General features: G+C 70.3%; 15 protein-coding genes and 2 tRNA genes. 7 read left to right on the top strand and 10 right to left on the bottom strand.

The window, feature by feature from the left end; all coding sequences use genetic code 11:
* Positions 1–519: 519 nt before the first annotated feature.
* Both ACLQ2R_RS28855 and ACLQ2R_RS28850 read left to right on the top strand, forming a co-directional pair.
* The gene (locus ACLQ2R_RS28855; protein ID WP_386243728.1) at positions 520–930 is read left to right on the top strand and encodes a hypothetical protein; all 411 of its coding nucleotides are present in this window, start codon (positions 520–522) and stop codon (positions 928–930) included.
* A gap of 128 nt (positions 931–1,058) precedes the next feature.
* A complete protein-coding gene (locus ACLQ2R_RS28850) occupies positions 1,059–1,217 on the top strand; it encodes a hypothetical protein (protein WP_425963954.1) in 159 nt (52 codons plus the stop codon).
* A 142-nt stretch (positions 1,218–1,359) separates the two neighbouring features.
* On the opposite strand, the gene ACLQ2R_RS28845 is transcribed toward ACLQ2R_RS28850, so the two are convergent.
* The 7 genes from ACLQ2R_RS28845 to ACLQ2R_RS28815 all read right to left on the bottom strand — a co-directional run bounded on the left by ACLQ2R_RS28845 (position 1,360) and on the right by ACLQ2R_RS28815 (position 8,553).
* The gene (locus tag ACLQ2R_RS28845) at positions 1,360–1,788 is read right to left on the bottom strand and encodes a PH domain-containing protein (RefSeq protein ID WP_425963952.1); all 429 of its coding nucleotides are present in this window, start codon (positions 1,786–1,788) and stop codon (positions 1,360–1,362) included.
* A gap of 134 nt (positions 1,789–1,922) precedes the next feature.
* A tRNA-Met gene (locus tag ACLQ2R_RS28840) sits at positions 1,923–1,999 on the bottom strand.
* A 317-nt stretch (positions 2,000–2,316) separates the two neighbouring features.
* A tRNA-Met gene (locus ACLQ2R_RS28835) sits at positions 2,317–2,393 on the bottom strand.
* A 74-nt stretch (positions 2,394–2,467) separates the two neighbouring features.
* On the bottom strand, positions 2,468–5,419 hold the full coding sequence (locus ACLQ2R_RS28830) for a UPF0182 family protein (protein WP_425963950.1): 2,952 nt from the start codon (positions 5,417–5,419) through the stop codon (positions 2,468–2,470).
* A 342-nt stretch (positions 5,420–5,761) separates the two neighbouring features.
* The gene (locus ACLQ2R_RS28825; RefSeq protein ID WP_425963948.1) at positions 5,762–6,808 is read right to left on the bottom strand and encodes a YlbL family protein; all 1,047 of its coding nucleotides are present in this window, start codon (positions 6,806–6,808) and stop codon (positions 5,762–5,764) included.
* Positions 6,809–6,891: 83 nt separating this feature from the next.
* Positions 6,892–7,317: a molybdenum cofactor biosynthesis protein MoaE gene (locus ACLQ2R_RS28820; RefSeq protein ID WP_386243744.1), complete on the bottom strand. Its 426-nt coding sequence runs from the start codon at positions 7,315–7,317 to the stop codon at positions 6,892–6,894.
* A gap of 165 nt (positions 7,318–7,482) precedes the next feature.
* Positions 7,483–8,553 carry an NAD-dependent epimerase/dehydratase family protein gene (locus tag ACLQ2R_RS28815; protein WP_425963946.1) on the bottom strand — a complete coding sequence of 357 codons (1,071 nt, stop codon included), beginning with the start codon at positions 8,551–8,553 and terminating at the stop codon, positions 7,483–7,485.
* A 133-nt stretch (positions 8,554–8,686) separates the two neighbouring features.
* Here ACLQ2R_RS28815 and ACLQ2R_RS28810 point away from each other — a divergent pair, with 133 nt between their 5' ends.
* The 3 genes from ACLQ2R_RS28810 (at position 8,687) to ACLQ2R_RS28800 (ending at position 11,819) form a co-directional block, all read left to right on the top strand.
* On the top strand, positions 8,687–10,018 hold the full coding sequence (locus tag ACLQ2R_RS28810; RefSeq protein ID WP_425963960.1) for a zinc-dependent metalloprotease: 1,332 nt from the start codon (positions 8,687–8,689) through the stop codon (positions 10,016–10,018).
* Positions 10,015–10,560: an NUDIX hydrolase gene (locus ACLQ2R_RS28805; protein WP_425963945.1), complete on the top strand. Its 546-nt coding sequence runs from the start codon at positions 10,015–10,017 to the stop codon at positions 10,558–10,560. Before ACLQ2R_RS28810 ends, ACLQ2R_RS28805 begins: the two co-directional genes overlap by 4 nt.
* A gap of 245 nt (positions 10,561–10,805) precedes the next feature.
* A complete protein-coding gene (locus ACLQ2R_RS28800) occupies positions 10,806–11,819 on the top strand; it encodes an endonuclease/exonuclease/phosphatase family protein (protein WP_425963944.1) in 1,014 nt (337 codons plus the stop codon).
* Positions 11,820–11,895: 76 nt separating this feature from the next.
* On the opposite strand, the gene ACLQ2R_RS28795 is transcribed toward ACLQ2R_RS28800, so the two are convergent.
* From ACLQ2R_RS28795 to ACLQ2R_RS28785, 3 genes are all read right to left on the bottom strand, one after another.
* Positions 11,896–12,498, bottom strand: coding sequence for a DUF2064 domain-containing protein (locus ACLQ2R_RS28795; protein ID WP_425963943.1), 603 nt, complete (start codon positions 12,496–12,498; stop codon positions 11,896–11,898).
* A complete protein-coding gene (locus ACLQ2R_RS28790) occupies positions 12,495–13,010 on the bottom strand; it encodes a M48 family metallopeptidase (RefSeq protein ID WP_425963942.1) in 516 nt (171 codons plus the stop codon). The genes ACLQ2R_RS28795 and ACLQ2R_RS28790 overlap by 4 nt, the downstream gene beginning before the upstream one ends.
* Positions 13,011–13,151: 141 nt before the next feature.
* Positions 13,152–13,937 carry an enoyl-CoA hydratase/isomerase family protein gene (locus tag ACLQ2R_RS28785; RefSeq protein WP_425963941.1) on the bottom strand — a complete coding sequence of 262 codons (786 nt, stop codon included), beginning with the start codon at positions 13,935–13,937 and terminating at the stop codon, positions 13,152–13,154.
* A 308-nt stretch (positions 13,938–14,245) separates the two neighbouring features.
* Between ACLQ2R_RS28785 and ACLQ2R_RS28780 the strand changes: the two genes are divergently transcribed.
* On the top strand, positions 14,246–15,346 hold the full coding sequence (locus tag ACLQ2R_RS28780; RefSeq protein ID WP_425963940.1) for a ThiF family adenylyltransferase: 1,101 nt from the start codon (positions 14,246–14,248) through the stop codon (positions 15,344–15,346).
* Positions 15,347–15,408: 62 nt separating this feature from the next.
* Positions 15,409–16,743, top strand: coding sequence for an ABC1 kinase family protein (locus tag ACLQ2R_RS28775; RefSeq protein ID WP_425963938.1), 1,335 nt, complete (start codon positions 15,409–15,411; stop codon positions 16,741–16,743).
* The last annotated feature ends 58 nt before the right edge of the window (positions 16,744–16,801 follow it).

Genomic DNA, 16,801 nt, shown 5'->3' with positions numbered 1-16,801 from the left:
GTTCTCAAGAAACGGACGCGTACACCCGCCACCCAGCCGATTCAACCGGCCGACCGTCAGGGGCGTTCCATTTCGTACTACCATTCTAGCGAATCTGCCTGATTCGTGTCAAACTGTCGGTTTTCCCGACCTCGACCCGAACCCGCCAAACCGGCTAGCATGTCGATCACCCTGTTTCCAGGGCAACCCCTCTAACTTACTCCAACATCCGGCCGATGTCCAATCAAACGGACGCAACCGGATTATCAGATCAAAAGAGAGGTGGGCCGGACGGTCCACCTACCCGAGGCGTTGAAGACCTGGGGGCTCGTCGTCCTGCGAGAAGAACACTATCAGGACTCTCATGTCACAGAGACAACTTGCCAACCTTCCCCGAACGTCGCGCGTCTCAGAGAGAACATCGCAGGAAGAACGAGGAAGTCGAGGCGCGCAACCAGACGTCAAGCCATTCGCAATCGGCTCTGGATACGAAGTACGTGCGAGGGTCAGGATCCTGACTCCGCCGTGGAGGTGAGCACCATGACCCGCTCGGAGTTCGATGACATCCGCGCGCACATCGACGCGGAGGCCGATCACCCGGGCGACCTTCTCAGGGTCGCCAGGTCTCTGCTGAACGATCTCGAAGACGCACGCATGCGGGAGGCGACCCTCCGCGCCTACTATCTGCGTCTCCTCACCGCGGCTCGGGCGACCGTCGCCGCGCAGGAGGCCGGCTATCCGGAGCCGTTGACCTTCCTCACCGACGAGCTCGCCAAGCGCGGCCAGCTCCCCCGGTCGGAGGACGAGGTGAACCGGATCCTCGCCGACGCCCAGACCGCCGCCACCCTTCTGGCGGCTCTTGAGGGGACACCCCTCGACGTGACCCCGATGAACACCGGCGGGGCCCGCGTGCGGAGGTGCGCCGGCGCAAGTCGCGGCCTTCCGCGATGAGGCGTTCCGCGTCATTGACCTGGGCTTGAACCAAGATCTGTAAGACTTCGGGCATGTTGCAGCGAGGGCTGAATTGGGCTGCGGCGACCTTCGTGGGCGTCTTCGGCTTTGTCTGGACCGGTGTAGTGATGTTCGCGGCCGTCGAGACCGCCACCTGGGCCTGGGTCGGGCAGATCTTCTTCGGGTTCTTCCTCATCTGCTGGGGCGGCTACAAGGTGAGCCTGCTGGCCCGCCGCCCCAAGCCCGCTTTCGTGCCCAGGCATCGCCGGGTGCGAGTCCGGGCCTGACACGGACCGGCGGATCGGAGCTCCGCGCCCGCCGGGCGCGATGGAGCACCGAGCGTGTCACGGCGCGCGTGAACGCGCGATCGAACGCGCCGTACGAAACGGGGCCTACCTCCCCGAGAGGACGCGCCGTCCGGAACGGGGACTATGTTCCCGTCCGGAACGAGCGGAGTTCGTCGGCCACCTCCTGGCACGGCACGCCCAGGTCGAACCTGCTGAGCAGGTGGATGCCCTCCCCTGTGTCGATCTCCAGGAGTTCCGTACGCGAGGTGAAGCGGGTTCTGCTGTCCACGCGGATGCGCTCGACGGCTCTCCACGGCACCCGTTCGGACCCGGCGAACCCCTTCACCACGATGAGTCCCTCCCCGTCCGCGGTCAGCCGTACCGGGGCCAGGAGGTCGCGTGCCGCCAGGACGGCCAGGACCACCGACGCGGCGCCCGCCAGGAGTGCGCCCCTGAGGTCGTCGAGGCTCAGCACGGCCAGCACCGCGAGGGCGAGCGCGGCGACGGCCTTCATGACGAGGAGATCGCGGCGCACGCGCCAGCGCAGGACCGGCCCTGGGGTTTCACTCACATCGGCACGCTACCTCCCGGCTCAGGAGCGGGCACCCGCGGAGGGGCATCGGCGCATCCGCCGGGGGCAGGGCTCAGCGGGAAGGCGGCACAAAAACGAGAGGCCCTGATCTCTGGGAGATCAGGGCCTCTCTTTGGTAGCGGGGACAGGATTTGAACCTGCGACCTCTGGGTTATGAGCCCAGCGAGCTACCGAACTGCTCCACCCCGCGTCGGTGTGTGATGAAAGACTATCCGGAATTCGGCCGTGACGGCAAATCGATACCGGAGCCGGCGCGTTCACGGCACGTCGGCACGGCCCGCACCACCGGGAATCCGGGCCCGATGCTCACGGGACGGCCCGACGCGGAGAGACCCGGCGCGCACGGGCGAGGCGGCCCCCGAAGGTGCCCGATATGTAGAGGAACGGGGCACTGGTGACTGGTTCACCGGAAATGTGAAGCCGGAGAGGCGAAAGAGGAGAACCGGATGCCGGTCGTGGAAAACGCGAAGACCCCGGTCGCCGTTTCCGGCGACCGGGGTCTTTCTTTGGTAGCGGGGACAGGATTTGAACCTGCGACCTCTGGGTTATGAGCCCAGCGAGCTACCGAACTGCTCCACCCCGCGTCGGTGTATGCCTGAAGCTTACCCGGCTTTGGGGGTGGACGCGAATCAGATGGCGTCCGGCCCGGTGACCTCCGCTAACTCGGTGAGGGTGACGGTGTCACCGAGGGGGCGGGGGTCGCCGACGGTGACGCGGACGGGGACGCCGAAGGCGCAGGTGTCCCGGAGGTCGGTGACGGGGTGGGGGTGGCCCCGGTCGTCGCGGCCGTGCCCTTCAGCTTCTCCAGGGCCGCCTGGAGCTCCTTCTGGGCGTTGCCGTACTCGACCCAGTTCGGCGGGTCCTCCCGGAGGGCGTTCTCCGCCTTGTCGTAGGCCTTCTGCGCCGCGTCGATGGCCACGGCGAGCTCGCCCGTGGGCTTGGTCTCCGCCGGCGCGTTCGTGTCCGGCTTGGTCTCCTGCGGCGTGGTCGGTGCGCCACCGCCGAAGACCTGTTCCAGGGCGCCCTTGAGCGTGTCGGCCGAGCCGACCTTGCTGCCGTAGGCCACCAGGACGCGGCGGAGGATCGGGTACGGCTCCTGGCCGGAGGCGGCCGCGATCTCCACGTAGACCGGTTCGACGTAGACCAGGCCGTCGGCGAACGGCAGGGTCAGCAGGTTGCCGTAGCGGACCTTCGCCTGGCCGAGCCCGAGCAGGTTGAGCTCGCCGGAGAACTTGTTCTGGAAGTTGTTCTGTACCTGGCCCGGACCCGGGATCGTGGTGTTGGAGGGCATGCGCAGGATGCGCAGCTTTCCGTAGTCGGCTCCGGGGGTGGCGTCCACGGCCATGAACGCGGCCAGGTTGGGCCCCTGGCGCGGCACGAACGTGGTCGTCAGGGAGAACGACGGGGCCGCGGTGTTCGGCATCTTGACCGACAGGTAGTACGGCGGCTGCTTGACGTTGCGCTCGCCCGACGACGGGTCGTTCGGGACGTTCCAGAAGTCCTGGCCGCTGTAGAAGGCGTTCGGGTCGGCGATGTGGTACTGGGACAGCACGTCACGCTGGACCTTGAACAGCGCCTCCGGGTAGCGCAGGTGCTGCCTGAGCTCCGTCGACATCTCCGTCTGCGGCTTGATGACGCCGGGGAAGGCCTTGCGCCAGGTCTGCAGGATGGGGTCCTTCTCGTCCCAGGCGTACAGGTTGACGGTGCCGTCGTAGGCGTCGACCATCGCCTTCACCGAGTTGCGCATGTAGTTGATCTGGTCGCGCGGCTGCGGCACCACCAGGCGCGGGTCGGTGACGGTGTCCCTCGTCATCGCCTCCAGGCTCTTGCTCTGGGAGTACGGGTAGGCGTTGGACGTGGTGTACGCGTCGGCGATCCAGACGACCCTGCCGCCGACGATGGCCGGGTAGGGGTTGTCGTCCAGGCTCAGGAACGGCGCCACCTTGGCGATCCGCGCCTGCGGGTTGCGCTCGTAGAGGATCTTGGAGTTCGCGTTGACGTCGCCGGAGAGCAGCAGGTTGATCTCGCTGTACTTGGCCGCGTAGAGCATCCGGTTGAGGAACGAGCCGACCGGGACGCCGCCCTTGCCGTCGTAGGTGGTGTTCTTCTGGCCGGTGCCGCCGCTCTCGGGGTAGTCCAGCTCCTGCTTCTGCTGGCCGGTGCCGCCGACGATGACGTACTCGGTCGAGCCGGGCGCCTCGCCGAAGTAGATCCGCGACTCCTTGAGCTTCGTCCGGTCCACCAGGGCGCCGGTGACCGGCATGTCCTTGGCGTCGAAGTTGGGCAGTCCCTCGGAGTCCACCTCGTTGCCGGGCGCGGCGACGAAGCCGTTGCCGTGGGTGTAGACCAGGTGCCGGTTGATCCAGTTGTTCTGCTCGGCCGGGGGGCCGGTGAGCTCTCGCACGGCCACGACGGTGTCGCGCAGGGTGCCGTCCGCGTCCGGGTAGCGGTCGACGTCGAGCGGCTCGTGGAAGTCGTAGTAACCACGGATCCGCTGCTTCTGCTGGTAGGTCTTGGCCACCAGGCTGGGGTCGAGCAGCCGCACGCCGGAGATGGAGCTGTCGGCGGTGACGTTGACCTGGGCCGGGTCGCCCTGGGCCTTGTAGTCGATCACCTCGGCGTCGTTGACGCCGTAGGCTTTTCGTGTCGCGTCGATGTTGCGCTTGATGTACTCCTGCTCCTTGCCCTGCTGGTTCGGCTTGACCTGGAACTGCTCGACCAGGGCCGGGTAGACCCCGCCGATCAGGACGGCCGAGAGGACCAGCAGGCCGAAGCCGACCCCGGGCAGCATGCCGCCGGGCCGTACGACGCCGGCGAAGAACAGCACGGCGCAGATCAGCGCGATGATCGCCAGAATGGTCTTGGCGGGCAGGACCGCGTTCACGTCGGTGTACGACGCGCCGTGCCGGAAGCCCCGGTCGGAGAAGACGAGCCCGTACCGGTCGACCCAGTAGGCGACCGCCTTCAGCAGCACGAAGACGCCGAGCAGCACCGACAGGTGCGCCCGGGCGCCGCGCGAGGCGTGGACCCCGGGCGACTGGAGCCGGAATCCGCCGTACAGGTAGTGCACGATCGCCGACAGCAGGGCCGACAGCACCACCGCGACGAACAGGAAGTTCAGCACCATCCGGATGAATGGATAGGTGAACATGAAGAAGGAGATGTCCCACTTGAACAGCGCGTCGGTCTCGCCGAACGGCGTCGCGTTGAGGAACTCCAGCCAGGTCTTCCACTGACTCGAGAACGAGGATCCCGAGAACAGGCCGAGCATCGCCACGCCGACCAGGAAGATCAGCTTGCGGTGCGGGTCGAGGGCCATCCGGTACCGGTCGGCGCCGCTGGCGCCGCCGAACATGCCGGGGCCGAACATCGGGCGCATCCGGTACGCCATCAGCATGTTGCCGCCGACGATGCCCACCATCAGCAGGGCGCCGACCACGAACAGCAGGATCTGCGTGACGACCACCCCGGAGAAGACGGCCGTGTAGTCGACCGAGTCGTACCAGAGGTAATCGGTGAAGATGCCGGCGAAAAGGAAGAACAACGCCACGATCGCGACCAGCGCGATCGCGACGGGTAGCAGCAGTCGCGGCCGGCGGGGCAAGCGCATTGCCCTGCCGGCTCCGGGGGTCCGGAAGCTCAAGGCCAACCCCTTGTCGTAAGAGCACGGTCCGTGTCTGGAAACCTACACCGGTGGGGGTCGGGGCGGGCCCAGCGCCTCGGGCACGGTCCGGCCACGACCCCGCACGGTCTCGGGTCCATCGATGACAACGCACGACGGACCCGATGAGTGCCCAGGAACGGAACACGAGATGAACACGACGCCTGCGGCGTCCCGGCGCTGCCCGGCGGCCTCGGGTGTCCCCGGCCTCTCCCACGACCCGGCGGGCCCGGGAACGCCGGGCCGGTCACCGGGCGGGGAGCGGGCCGGGCGAGGCGGGGCGGGGGTGCCTCAGCCGGACGAGCAGGCGGGCACGGCCCCCGTGCCGGTGCGGATCGCCTCGACCGCCTGGACGGCCACGTGCAGGGTGTCGACCTTGACCAGCCTGAGCCCGTCCGGGATCGCCTTGACGGCCTCGGCGCAGTTGTCCGCGGGGGTGAGGAAGATCGTCGCTCCGGCCTTCCTGGCCCCGACCATCTTCTGCTGGATGCCGCCGATCGGTCCGACGGTGCCCTCGGAGGTGATCGTGCCGGTCCCGGCGATGGACGTGCCGCCGGTCATCGCCCCGGGGGTGAGCTTGTCGACGATCCCCAGGGAGAACATCATGCCCGCGCTCGGCCCGCCGACGTCACCGACATTGATCTTGACGGTGAAGGGGAACCGGTACCCGACGCGCATGGTGATGCCCACGATGGGCGCGCCGTCCTTGCCGGCGGTGGTCGGGACGTCGAGGGTCGTGTTCTGCGTGCCGCGTTTGACGACGAAGGCGACCCGCTCGCCTGGCTTGTGCCGGCGGACCGCGGTGGAGACGGTCTCCCTGACGGACACGGGCGTGCCGTCCACCGAGACGATCTCGTCGCCGGCCTTGAACCTGCCGTCGGCGGGCAGCCCCTTCTCGATGGAGCCCACGGTCACCACCGAGGCGTAGGGGATCTTCAGCTCGGTCAGCGCCGCCGCGGTGGCGTCGTCCTGGGAGCCGGTCATCTCCTGGGTGTTCTGCTCCTCGACCTCCTTCGCGGTGGTCGCCGGAGGGAAGATCGTCTCCTCCGGCACGACCGCGATGGTGGGGTCGATCCATCCGCGCAGCGCGCTGAACAGGTCGATCCTGGTGCCAGGCCCGCCCTGGTAGGCGACGGTGACGAGGCTGAGCTTGCCGTCGGTCGGATACGTCCTGCGTCCCTCGATGCTGATCACCGGCTTGCCGCCGAAGTCGCCGATGGTGTTCTCCGTCGGCCCGGGACTCAGCACCACGTACGGCACCGGAAGCACCGCGCCGACCAGCGCGAGCGTGAGCGTGAGGAAGCCCGCCACCATGAGGGTCAGCGCTCGTCGGGACATGGACAAAGCCTATGCCGTACGACAGGTCGGGAAACCGTCCCCGCGCACCGCCGCGCCGACCGTCGCGCACCCGCTGGACGATCTCACTCGCAGGCCCCGACCCACTCCGAGGACCCGTCGGCGAAGAGCTGGTTCTTCCAGATGGGGACCTGGGCCTTGAGATCGTCGATCAGCCTGCGGGAGGCCTCGAACGCCTCACCGCGGTGGGGGGCGGCGACGGCCACCACCACCGCGACGTCCCCGAGCGCGAGGTCGCCGACCCGGTGCACGGCGGCCAGGGCGGTCACCGGGAAGTCGGCGACGATCTTCTCTGCCACCCGGCGCAGCTCGTCCGCGGCGCTCGGGTGCGCCGAGTAGGACAGGGTCGTGACCGGCCTGCCGTGGTCCTGGTCGCGTACCGTGCCGACGAAGACGGCCGTACCGCCCGCCGCGTGATCACCGACCGCGGCGAGCACCTCGTCCACGGAGAGCGCGTCGTCGCGAATATCGAGCAGCCGGATGACGTCCACGCCCAAAGCGTACCGTCCCGGAGAAACGGCCCCTCGGCCGTGCCCAGCCGGTGATCCGTGTCCGGCCCGTCGTCCCGGCCCGTCGTCCCGGCCCGTCGTCCCGGCCCGCTCCCGCGTCCCGCTCCCTCCTTCGTCCCGTCCCCTGCCGCGTCCCCGCGCCCGGGGTCAGGCGCGGCGCTTCTTGCGGGCGGCGCGGACGATCGCCGCGGTGCCGAGGACGGCGACGGTCGCACCGGCCGCGGTGAGGGTGGCCTCCTTGCCCGACAGCCTGCGTCCCACCACCGTGTGCCTGCCCCCGCGCAGCTCCAGGAGCTGCTTGAACGTGGCCTCGTTCGTCCACAGCGGTCTCCAGCCCGCCGCGCGCAGCGCCGCGCAGTCGACCACCCAGGGGTAGACGACGTAGTGCAGGTCGGTGGCCGGGGCCGGGGTGATGCCGAGCCGGTGCAGGCGCTGGGCGGTGCCGAAGGTCAGCCCGGCCGGCAGCTCCAGCCGGCGCAGCCCGGAGATCTCCTCGACCTGCTCCTGCTCCAGCCAGCCGTCGGAGCCGACGGCCACCACCCCGGAGACCGTGCCGAGCGCGGCCATCTCCAGTGCCGCGACCAGATCGTCCACGTGGCAGAACTGCCAGCGGGGAGTGCATCCCTTGACGGTCAGCAGCCGGGGCGACTCGAAGTGGCGGGTCATCACGCTGTCGATGCCGGGGCCGACCACGGTGGCGGGCCTGACCACGACGACCTCCAGACCCGGGTGGCTGCGCAGGGAGCGCCTGGCCAGCGCCTCGATCTCCAGGTGGTCGCCCACCATGCCGGTGTCGGGTTCGGCGGCGACCGCGGAGTCCTCCGGGAGCGGGACGGCGTTGTCGGGGACGGCGCCGTACACCATGGCGCTGGTGACGAGCACGACCCGCCGCACCCGGGCGGCGGCGCTGGCGGTGAGCACCGTCTGGGCGGCCCGCAGGTTGTAGGCGCGCCGCTCGGCCGGGTCGGCGTCGAGCGCGTAGTCGGCCGAGAGGTGCACGAGCACGTCGATGTCGGAGATGCGGTTCGCCAAGAGCGGATCTCGGACGTCGATCACCCGCCACGTGACGTCGGGCACGTCGCCACGCTGCTCGTCGATGGCCACGACCCTGCGGAAATCCGCAGACGAGGCGACCTTCGTGAGGAGAGCGCGGCCTATGCCCGAGGCCGCGCCGGTGACGGCGACGACGGGCGGACGGGAGCGTTTCGAGGTAGGCACCGGGTCCTCACTTTGCACTGACCCGCCATGCGACGGATAACGTGGCGGATGTGGACTCCTCCATCCTGCACGAGGTAGAGCGGTGACTGACTTGCCAGGTCGGGAAAACGACCCCAACGAGAATCCGTTCGCCATGTTCGGCGACCCGGAGCAGATCGCGGCGGCGATGCGCCAGTTCGCCGACATGCTCTCGGCCCCGCCGACCTCAGGTCCCGTCAACTGGGACATGGCGAAGAACGTCGCACGGCACGCCGTGGTCGCCGAGGGCGATCCGAGTGTCATGGAGGGCGAGCGGCGGCAGATCGTCGACGCCCTGAACCTTGCCGATCTATGGCTCAACGAGGCCACGGCCCTGCCGAGCGGGGTGAGCAACCCGCAGGCGTGGAGCCGTTCGGAGTGGATCGAGAAGACCGTCCCGGTCTGGCAGAAGCTCTGTGACCCGATCGCCGCCCGCATGGTCGAGACCATGAGCGGCACGCTCGGCGCCGCCGGTCTGCCCGCGGAGGCCCAGGCCATGGCCGGGCCGCTGATGGGCATGATGAAGCAGATGGGCGGGATGATGGTCGGCCAGCAGATCGGCCAGGCCGTCGGCTCGCTCGCCCTGGAGGTGATCGGCTCCACCGACATCGGCCTGCCGCTGTCCGACAGCGCGGCCCTGCTGCCCGGGGGCGTCGCCGCGTTCAGCCAGGGCCTGGAGACGCCCGCGGAGGAGATCCGGCTCTACCTGGCCCTGCGCGAGGCCGCCCACCACCGGCTGTTCCAGCACGTGCCGTGGCTGCGCGCGCACCTGCTCGGGGCGGTGGAGGAGTACGCCAGGGGCATCACGGTGGACGCGTCCGCCCTGGAGGAGCAGCTGCGGGGCCTGGACGTCAACAACCCCGAGCAGCTCCAGCAGGCGTTGAGCGGCGGGAACCTGCTCAAGCCCGAGGAGACCGAGCGGCAGAAGGCCGCCCTGTCCCGGCTGGAGACCATGCTGGCCCTGGTCGAGGGCTGGGTCGGCACGGTCGTGGACGGGGCCGCCGAGGGCAAGCTTCCCTCGGCCACGGCCCTGGCCGAGACCGTACGGCGCCGCAGGGCGACCGGCGGGCCCGCGGAGCAGACCTTCGCCACCCTCGTCGGCCTGGAGCTGCGGCCCCGGCGCCTGCGCGAGGCCGCCGTCCTGTGGCAGGCCCTGGAGGCCGACCGGGGCGTGGACGGCCGGGACGCGGTCTGGAACCACCCGGACCTGATGCCCACGGCCGACGACCTCGACGATCCCGAGCGGTTCGTCCGGGGTGAGCCCGAGCTGGACCTCTCGTCCCTGGAGGCGTCCCTGCGGGACGGCGGGGACGAGCCGGGAGACGCCGGGAGCGGCAGGGCGGAGAAGGGCGAGGGCGGTCCCGGGGACGGGGACGGCCGGAACGGCGGGAACGGGAACGGGGAGCCCGGGGACGCCGGGGACGGCCGGAGGGACGGCGGCGCGTGAGCCTGCGCACCGGCGCGCGCGACCTGCTCACGGGCTGGACGGCGCCCACGGCGGAGGAGGAGACCCTGCGCGGTGAGTTCCTCGACCACCTGGACGTCAACGAGGACGCGATGTGGCGCGCGTGCGTCAGCGGTCATCTGACGGCCACGACCGCGGTGCTCTCCCACGACGGCGAGCGGGTGCTGCTGACGCTGCACCCCAAGGCGGGGATGTGGCTGCCGATGGGCGGCCACTGCGAGCCCGCCGACGCCTCCCTGGAGGCGGTGGCGCTGCGGGAGGCCGTCGAGGAGTCCGGCATCGCGGGACTGCGGCTGCTGCCGGGCCCGCTGGCGCTCGACCGGCACCGCGTCTGGTGTCACCCCCCGCACACGTACCACCTGGACGTGGAGTACGGGGCGGTGGCCCCGGCGGGGGTGGAGGCGGTGATCAGCGCGGAGTCGCTCGACCTGCGCTGGTTCCCGGTCGAGGAGATCCCCGAGCTCTCCGACGAGGCGACCCGGCGGCTGGCCCGCCGTGCCCGCGAGGTCCTGCGCTCCGGCTGACCTCACGGGCCGGGACTCCCCACGACCGGGACTGCCCGGGGCCTCACGATCAGGAATTCCCGGGAGCTCACGGACGGGACCCCCGGCCGGCAGGGCCTTCGCGGCCGGATTTCCGGCGAACGGTGATCGTCGGCCGATTCTGGACACGTCCCGGGCGTTCCGTGAGCGTTGGACCGTTTTACGCTTGTCTCACTTCGCCCTGGATATCGTCGTTCCGTGAGCCGTGCGAAGTGGATCGGGGCAGCGTGAGCGTGAACATCGTGGCCGACAGGGGCGTGGGGAACGCCGAAGGCCCGGCCTCGGGGCCCTCCCGGCGGCGATGGAGGGTTCCCAGCGCCCTGGCCTGGGCCGCGGTGACGCCGTTCGCCGCCTGGGCGGTGGCGCGGGGCGCCGGGCTCGAGAGGGACTCGCTGACCACCCAGCTCATGACGGGCACGCCGTACGTGGCGGCGGGATCGCTCCTGCCGCTTCTGCTGGCCGCGCTGGCCCGCAACCGGGCGGCGACCGCGGTCGCGTTGATCACCACCGTGACCCTCGGCCTCAGCGTGCTCCCCCGGGCCTTCCGCTCCGCCGATCCGGTGGCGGGGACGCCCCTGAGGGTGCTGACGCTCAACACGCTGTTCGGGCATGCAGAGCCCGACGCCGTGATGGACCTGGTCAGGCGGCTGCGGCCCGACGTGCTGAGCACCCAGGAACTGACCCCCGGGATGGTCGAGAAGCTGGACGCGGCGGGGCTCGGCGAGATCATGCCGTACCGGGTGCTGGAGCCGGAGTGGAGCGCCGGGGGCAGCGGCCTGTACGCCCGGTATCCGCTGACCCCCAGGAAGAACCTGTTCGAGGCGATCGGGCACAACATGCCCGCCGCGCTGATGACCGTTCCCGGCTCCCGGCCCGTCGAGATCATCGACGTGCATCCGTTCCCCCCGCTCGGCAGGCAGGTCTACGACTGGACGGCGGCGCTGGACGCGCTGCCGCCGGCGACCGAGGACACGATCCGCATCCTCGCCGGAGACTTCAACGCCAGCCTCGACCACGCGGCGATGCGCCGTTTCCTCGGCCGCGGCTATCTGGACGCCGCCGACGGCGCCGGTGAGGGACTCACCCCCACCTGGCCGGTGAACAAACGCGTCCCGCCGCTGATCACGATCGACCACGTGGTGGCGGACAGGCGGGTCGGCGTGAAGGCGGTCAGCGTGCACACCGTTCCCGGCACCGATCACCGGGCCGTCTTCGCCGATCTGCGTCTGCCTCCGCCCTGAGGTGCCCCGGGTGCGCCCTGACGTGCCTTTACGCGCCTTTACGTGCCTTGATTCACCTGACTCGGCCGGCTCGGGTTCAGCCGGACAGGAGGGCCCGGGTGTTGTCCCAGCCTTCGAGTCCCGGGTCGAGGAGACCGATGTCGGCCGGGGCTCGCAGCCGGTGCCAGCCGGGCCCCTTGGCGACCATGCGGCTGCCGGGTGCCGAGGCGCGCAGTTCCTTGACCGGGTCGAGGTCGTCGAAGCCCGTCCCGGCCCAGGCCGGGTAGGGCAGGTGGGCGGCCAGCGCCACCGCGCCTCCCCCGGCGGCGGGACAGACCGCGATCCGTGCCCGGCCGAGCTCCCTGAAGAGCTTCCCGATGAGCAGCGGCGGCAGGTCGGGCGCGTCGGCGCTGAGCAGGACCGCCTGCTCGCCGTGGGGCAGTGCCGTGAAGGCCGCCCGGACCAGGGCGGCCCCGGAGAGGTCGGGGATGTCCACGACCGGGGTGCCCGGCCAGACGATCTCCTCCATGCCCGGGACGCTGCTGACGACGACCGGGGAGACGAAGTCGAGCCCGGCGACCAGCTCGTAGGCGTCCTCGGCGACCGCCGTCAGGAAGGCCGCGGCGTCGACGCCCGGCGGGGCCGCGGCCGCCATGGAGGACGTGACGAGGACGGCCACCACCCGCTGCTCCTGGGTCACCACTCCTCCGGCGAGCCGTGGGCCGCGGTGGAGAACCCCTCCAGGAAGCCCCGGGCCCGCTCGGCCCGGGGATACCGTTCCACCAGCGTCCAGAACCGGGGTCCGTGGCTGGGCACCAGCAGGTGGACGAGCTCATGCATGATCACGTAGTCGACCACCCACGCGGGCATGCCCCGCAGCCGCGTGGAGATCCTGATGGTTCCGTGGTCCGGGGTGCAGGAGCCCCAGCGGTGCTGCTGGTTCTCCACCCAGCGGACGCTCGACGGCTTCGCCTGCCCCTCCAGATAACGGGTCGACAGCTCCGAGGCACGCTCCAGGAGACCGTCGTCCGAGGGACGCCGGCGCTGCTCCTTGGCCGCCAGTCGATCGAGCATGCGACGCACCCATTGTTCCTCGTCGGTGCTACTCAGACCGGCAGGGAGGAGCACGATCGTTTTCTCGCCGTCGCGGTACGCAGAAACCGTCCGCCGGCGGCGAGAACTTCGGCGGACCTCGACTGTCTCGGGGGGCACATATGAACGGTAGCCGAGAATGGCGAATTCACACCAGAGGGTAGAACACGTTCCCCCTGGTCAATCACTGTTCGCCGATTGTTCGGCATGGGTGATCAACTATGGCCGTGACTTATCGAATTAACCTGGATATCTGCCGCCTCACGCGTTGCCGAATCGCGGGGCTCGTCGTTCTCTCTGGGCCGCCAGTCCTTCGATCATGTCGTCGGAGGCCATGGTGATCGGCTGGGCCAGGGATTCCCAGCGCAGCGCGGCCTCGAGGTCGGCGTGCCCGCCTCCCGCCAGGGCCACCTTGGTGAGCCGGGTGGCGGTCGGCGCGTTGGCCGCGGTACGCGAGGCGATCTCCATCACCTCGGCCATCAGGGACTCGCGAGGGAAGGCCCTGGTCACCAGCCCTTCGGACGCCGCCTCACGGCCCGTCAGCGTCCGGCCTGTGAGCAATATCTCCCTGGCCGTGCCCACTCCGGCCACCCTGGGCAGCAGGTAGGTGGCCGCCATGCCCGGGTGCAGGCCGAGCGAGGTGAAGGGGGCCAGCAGTTTGGCCTCCTCGGCGGCGTAGACCAGGTCGCAGGCCAGGGCGAGGCAGAGCCCCGCTCCGACCGCCGCGCCGTTGACGGCGGCCAGGGTCGGCACCTCCAGGTCCGCGACGGCCAGCCAGGTCCGGTAGAAGGCGAGCATGCGCTCCCGCAGGGCGGGGACGTCCTCGGCGCCGCGCTCGGCGAGCCAGGACAGGTCCCCCCCGGAGCAGAACGCGTTCCCGGCGCCGGTGATGACCACGCACCGCAGGTCCCTGTCGGCCGCGAGCTCGGCGATGGTCTCCCGCCAGCGGGCGGTCATCCCGTCGGTCATCGCGTTGCGCCGTTCGGGGTGGTTCAGGGTGAGCACCGTGACACCGTCGTCGCGCCTGTCGACCAAGAGCTCGTTCATGCCGGGGAGCGTAACCCACGGCCGTTCGTCCCGGCCGCGCGGCCGGGCTCTCCCGCCCCCTCGCCTTCCCCTCCGCCTCTCGCCTTCCCTCCTGTCCCTCCGCCCCTCGCCCTCCTGGCCGCTGCCGGAGGCCCCGATCCGTCCGGACCGGTTCCACGGGGTGGGTTGTCCACAGGCCGGGAGTTATCCACAGGTGAGGGAGAAGCGGTCCGGGATCTTCCACGGGCGTGACACGCTGCACGCCCGGCTCGACCCCGGATCGTCCCCGGCCCGTCCGCGGGCCCCTCCCGATCAAGAAAGGCCGTTCGATGAGACCACGTCTGAAGCCGGCCCTGCGTCGCGTCGCCCGTGACGGGCGCACCCTGCAGTTCGGCCTGCACGCGCGGCACTCGGTGATGCTGACCGACCTCGACCCCGAGGTCCGCCGCTGGGTGGAGAGCCTCGACGGCGTACGGGACGTCGCGGGCGTGCTGGCCGGTGCCGCCGCGGCCGGTCTCGGCGAGGAGAACGGCAGGCTCCTGCTCGATCTGCTGGTCAGCCGGGGCGTGGTGGACGACGCGGCGGCCGGTCCCGGTCCGCTGCGCACGCTCGCGATCGCCGAGCGCGACCGGCTGCAGCCCGATCTCGACGCGCTCTCCCTCTCCCCCGGCACGATCGACGGGGGTCTCTCCACGCTGGAGGGCAGACGACGAGCCCAGATCCGCGTCTACGGGGCCGGACGGGTGGGTGCGCAGATCGTCGCCCTGCTCGCCGCCTCCGGTGTCGGTCACCTGTCCGTCGTCGATCCCGGTACGACCCGGCGGCGGGACGTCGTCCCCGGTGGGCTCGGCTGGACGGAGGTGGGGACGAGCAGGCAGGACGGCGCGGTCGCGGTGGCCAGACGGCTGGCTCCCGGGATCACCGCGTGGACCGGCGACGAGGCGGCCAGGCCGTCCGACGGCGCCCGGCCACCCGACCTGGCGGTGCTCGCGCCGGTGGTTCCGCTGGACTCCCTCCTGGTCAGGGAGCTTCTCGACTGGAACATCCCGCACCTGCTGGTGACCGCCTTCGAGGGTTCGGGGTCGGTCGGCCCGCTGGTGCTGCCCGGACGGAGTGCGTGCCTGAACTGTCTGGAGCTGACCCGGCGAGATCGCGATCCCGGCTGGCCGGTCGTCAGCGCCCGGCTGGGGGGCTTCCCCGCGGGAGAAAACGCGTGCGGGACGGCGTTGTCGACGCTGGTGGCGGCCGCTGCCGCGGGTCACGCCCTCGCTCTGATCGACGGCTGCGAACCGGCTGTGACCAACAGCACAGTGGAAGTGTTGCCAGATTGGAGCTGGAAGAGGCGATCCTGGAGTGTTCATCCCCAATGTCGCTGTTTTCGAGGCGCGTTGGGTTCGCTAACAATGGTCACGTCGGCTACCTGTAGCTGACGACACCACAGCGAAGGGAGGGAGCGGCGTCTCGCTGTACGGGGGACACGCCGCTAACCAAGGTGAGTGACCTTCCGCGCCGCGCCGTTGCGCGCTCCGCCAAGCTGGCGGCTCTTCCCATCGGGTTCGCCGGCCGCACCGCCCTGGGCCTCGGGAAACGGATCGGGGGCAGGCCCGCCGAGATCGTCGCCCAGGAAATCCAGGAACGCACCGCCGAACAGATCTTCAAGGTCCTTGGAGAGCTCAAGGGCGGGGCCATGAAACTCGGCCAGGCGCTCTCCATCTTCGAGGCGGCGCTGCCCGCCGAGATCGCCGGCCCCTACCGCGCGACCCTGACCAAGCTCCAGGACGCGGCGCCGCCCCTGCCCGCCGCGACCGTGCACAAGGTCCTGATCGAGCAACTGGGCGACGACTGGCGGGAGAACTTCCTGTCGTTCGAGGACACGCCCACCGCGGCCGCGTCGATCGGGCAGGTGCACAAGGCCGTCTGGCACGACGGGCGCACGGTCGCGGTCAAGATCCAGTACCCGGGGGCGGGAAAGGCCCTTCTCTCCGACTTCAACCAGCTTGCCCGGCTGGGCAAGCTCTTCGGGGTGCTGCTGCCCGGGCTGGACATCAAGGCGTTGCTCAGCGAGCTGCGCGAGCGGGTGGCCGAGGAGCTCGACTACCTGCGCGAGGCCGAGGCGCAGCATGCCTTCGCCCTGGAGTTCAAGGACGACCCCGACTTCCTGATCCCCGATGTCATCGCCGCCAACGAGCAGGTGCTCGTCTCCGAGTGGGTCGACGGCACCCCCCTGTCACGGATCATCACCGACGGCACCCAGGAGGAGCGTGACCGGGCCGGCCTCCAGCTCGTCCGGTTCCTGTTCTCCTCACCGGCACGGGTGGGCATGCTCCACGCCGACCCGCATCCGGGCAACTTCCGGATCGTGGAGGGCGGACGGATGTGCGTGCTCGACTTCGGCGCCGTCAACCGGATGCCCGACGGCTACCCGCTGGTCTTCGGGAAGCTGACCCGGATCTTCAACAACGGTGACATGGAGGAAGTGCTGAAGGGGCTGCGGGACGAGGGGTTCATCCGGCCGCACATCGAGATCGACGTCGAGGCCCTCCGGGGATTCCTCGCCCCCTACGTCGAGCCGACCCAGGTCGAGGAGTTCTCCTTCAGCAGGGAGTGGCTCCAGCACCAGGCCGCCACGGCCGCCGACCTGCGGCCGGGCAACGTGGTGCGCCAGCTCAACCTGCCCCCCTCCTACGTCCTCATCCACCGGGTGCACGCGGCGGGGGTCGGGGTGCTCTGCCAGCTCGGCGCGACCGCCCGTTTCCGCGAGGAGGTCCTCCGCTGGGTGCCCGGATTCGCCGACGAGGACACCGGGGAGCCCCTCACGAACGCGTGAGAGGTCGGTGACCGGTCGACGATCCGACGCGGACGGGGCCAAAGGGCGAGGGGTGACC

Origin of the sequence: Streptosporangium sp. DT93, assembly GCF_049844535.1 — a bacterium.
Classification (GTDB): domain Bacteria; phylum Actinomycetota; class Actinomycetes; order Streptosporangiales; family Streptosporangiaceae; genus Streptosporangium.
Note: the sequence above shows the minus strand (reverse complement) of the source record. Positions and strands in the feature narration are given on the sequence as shown.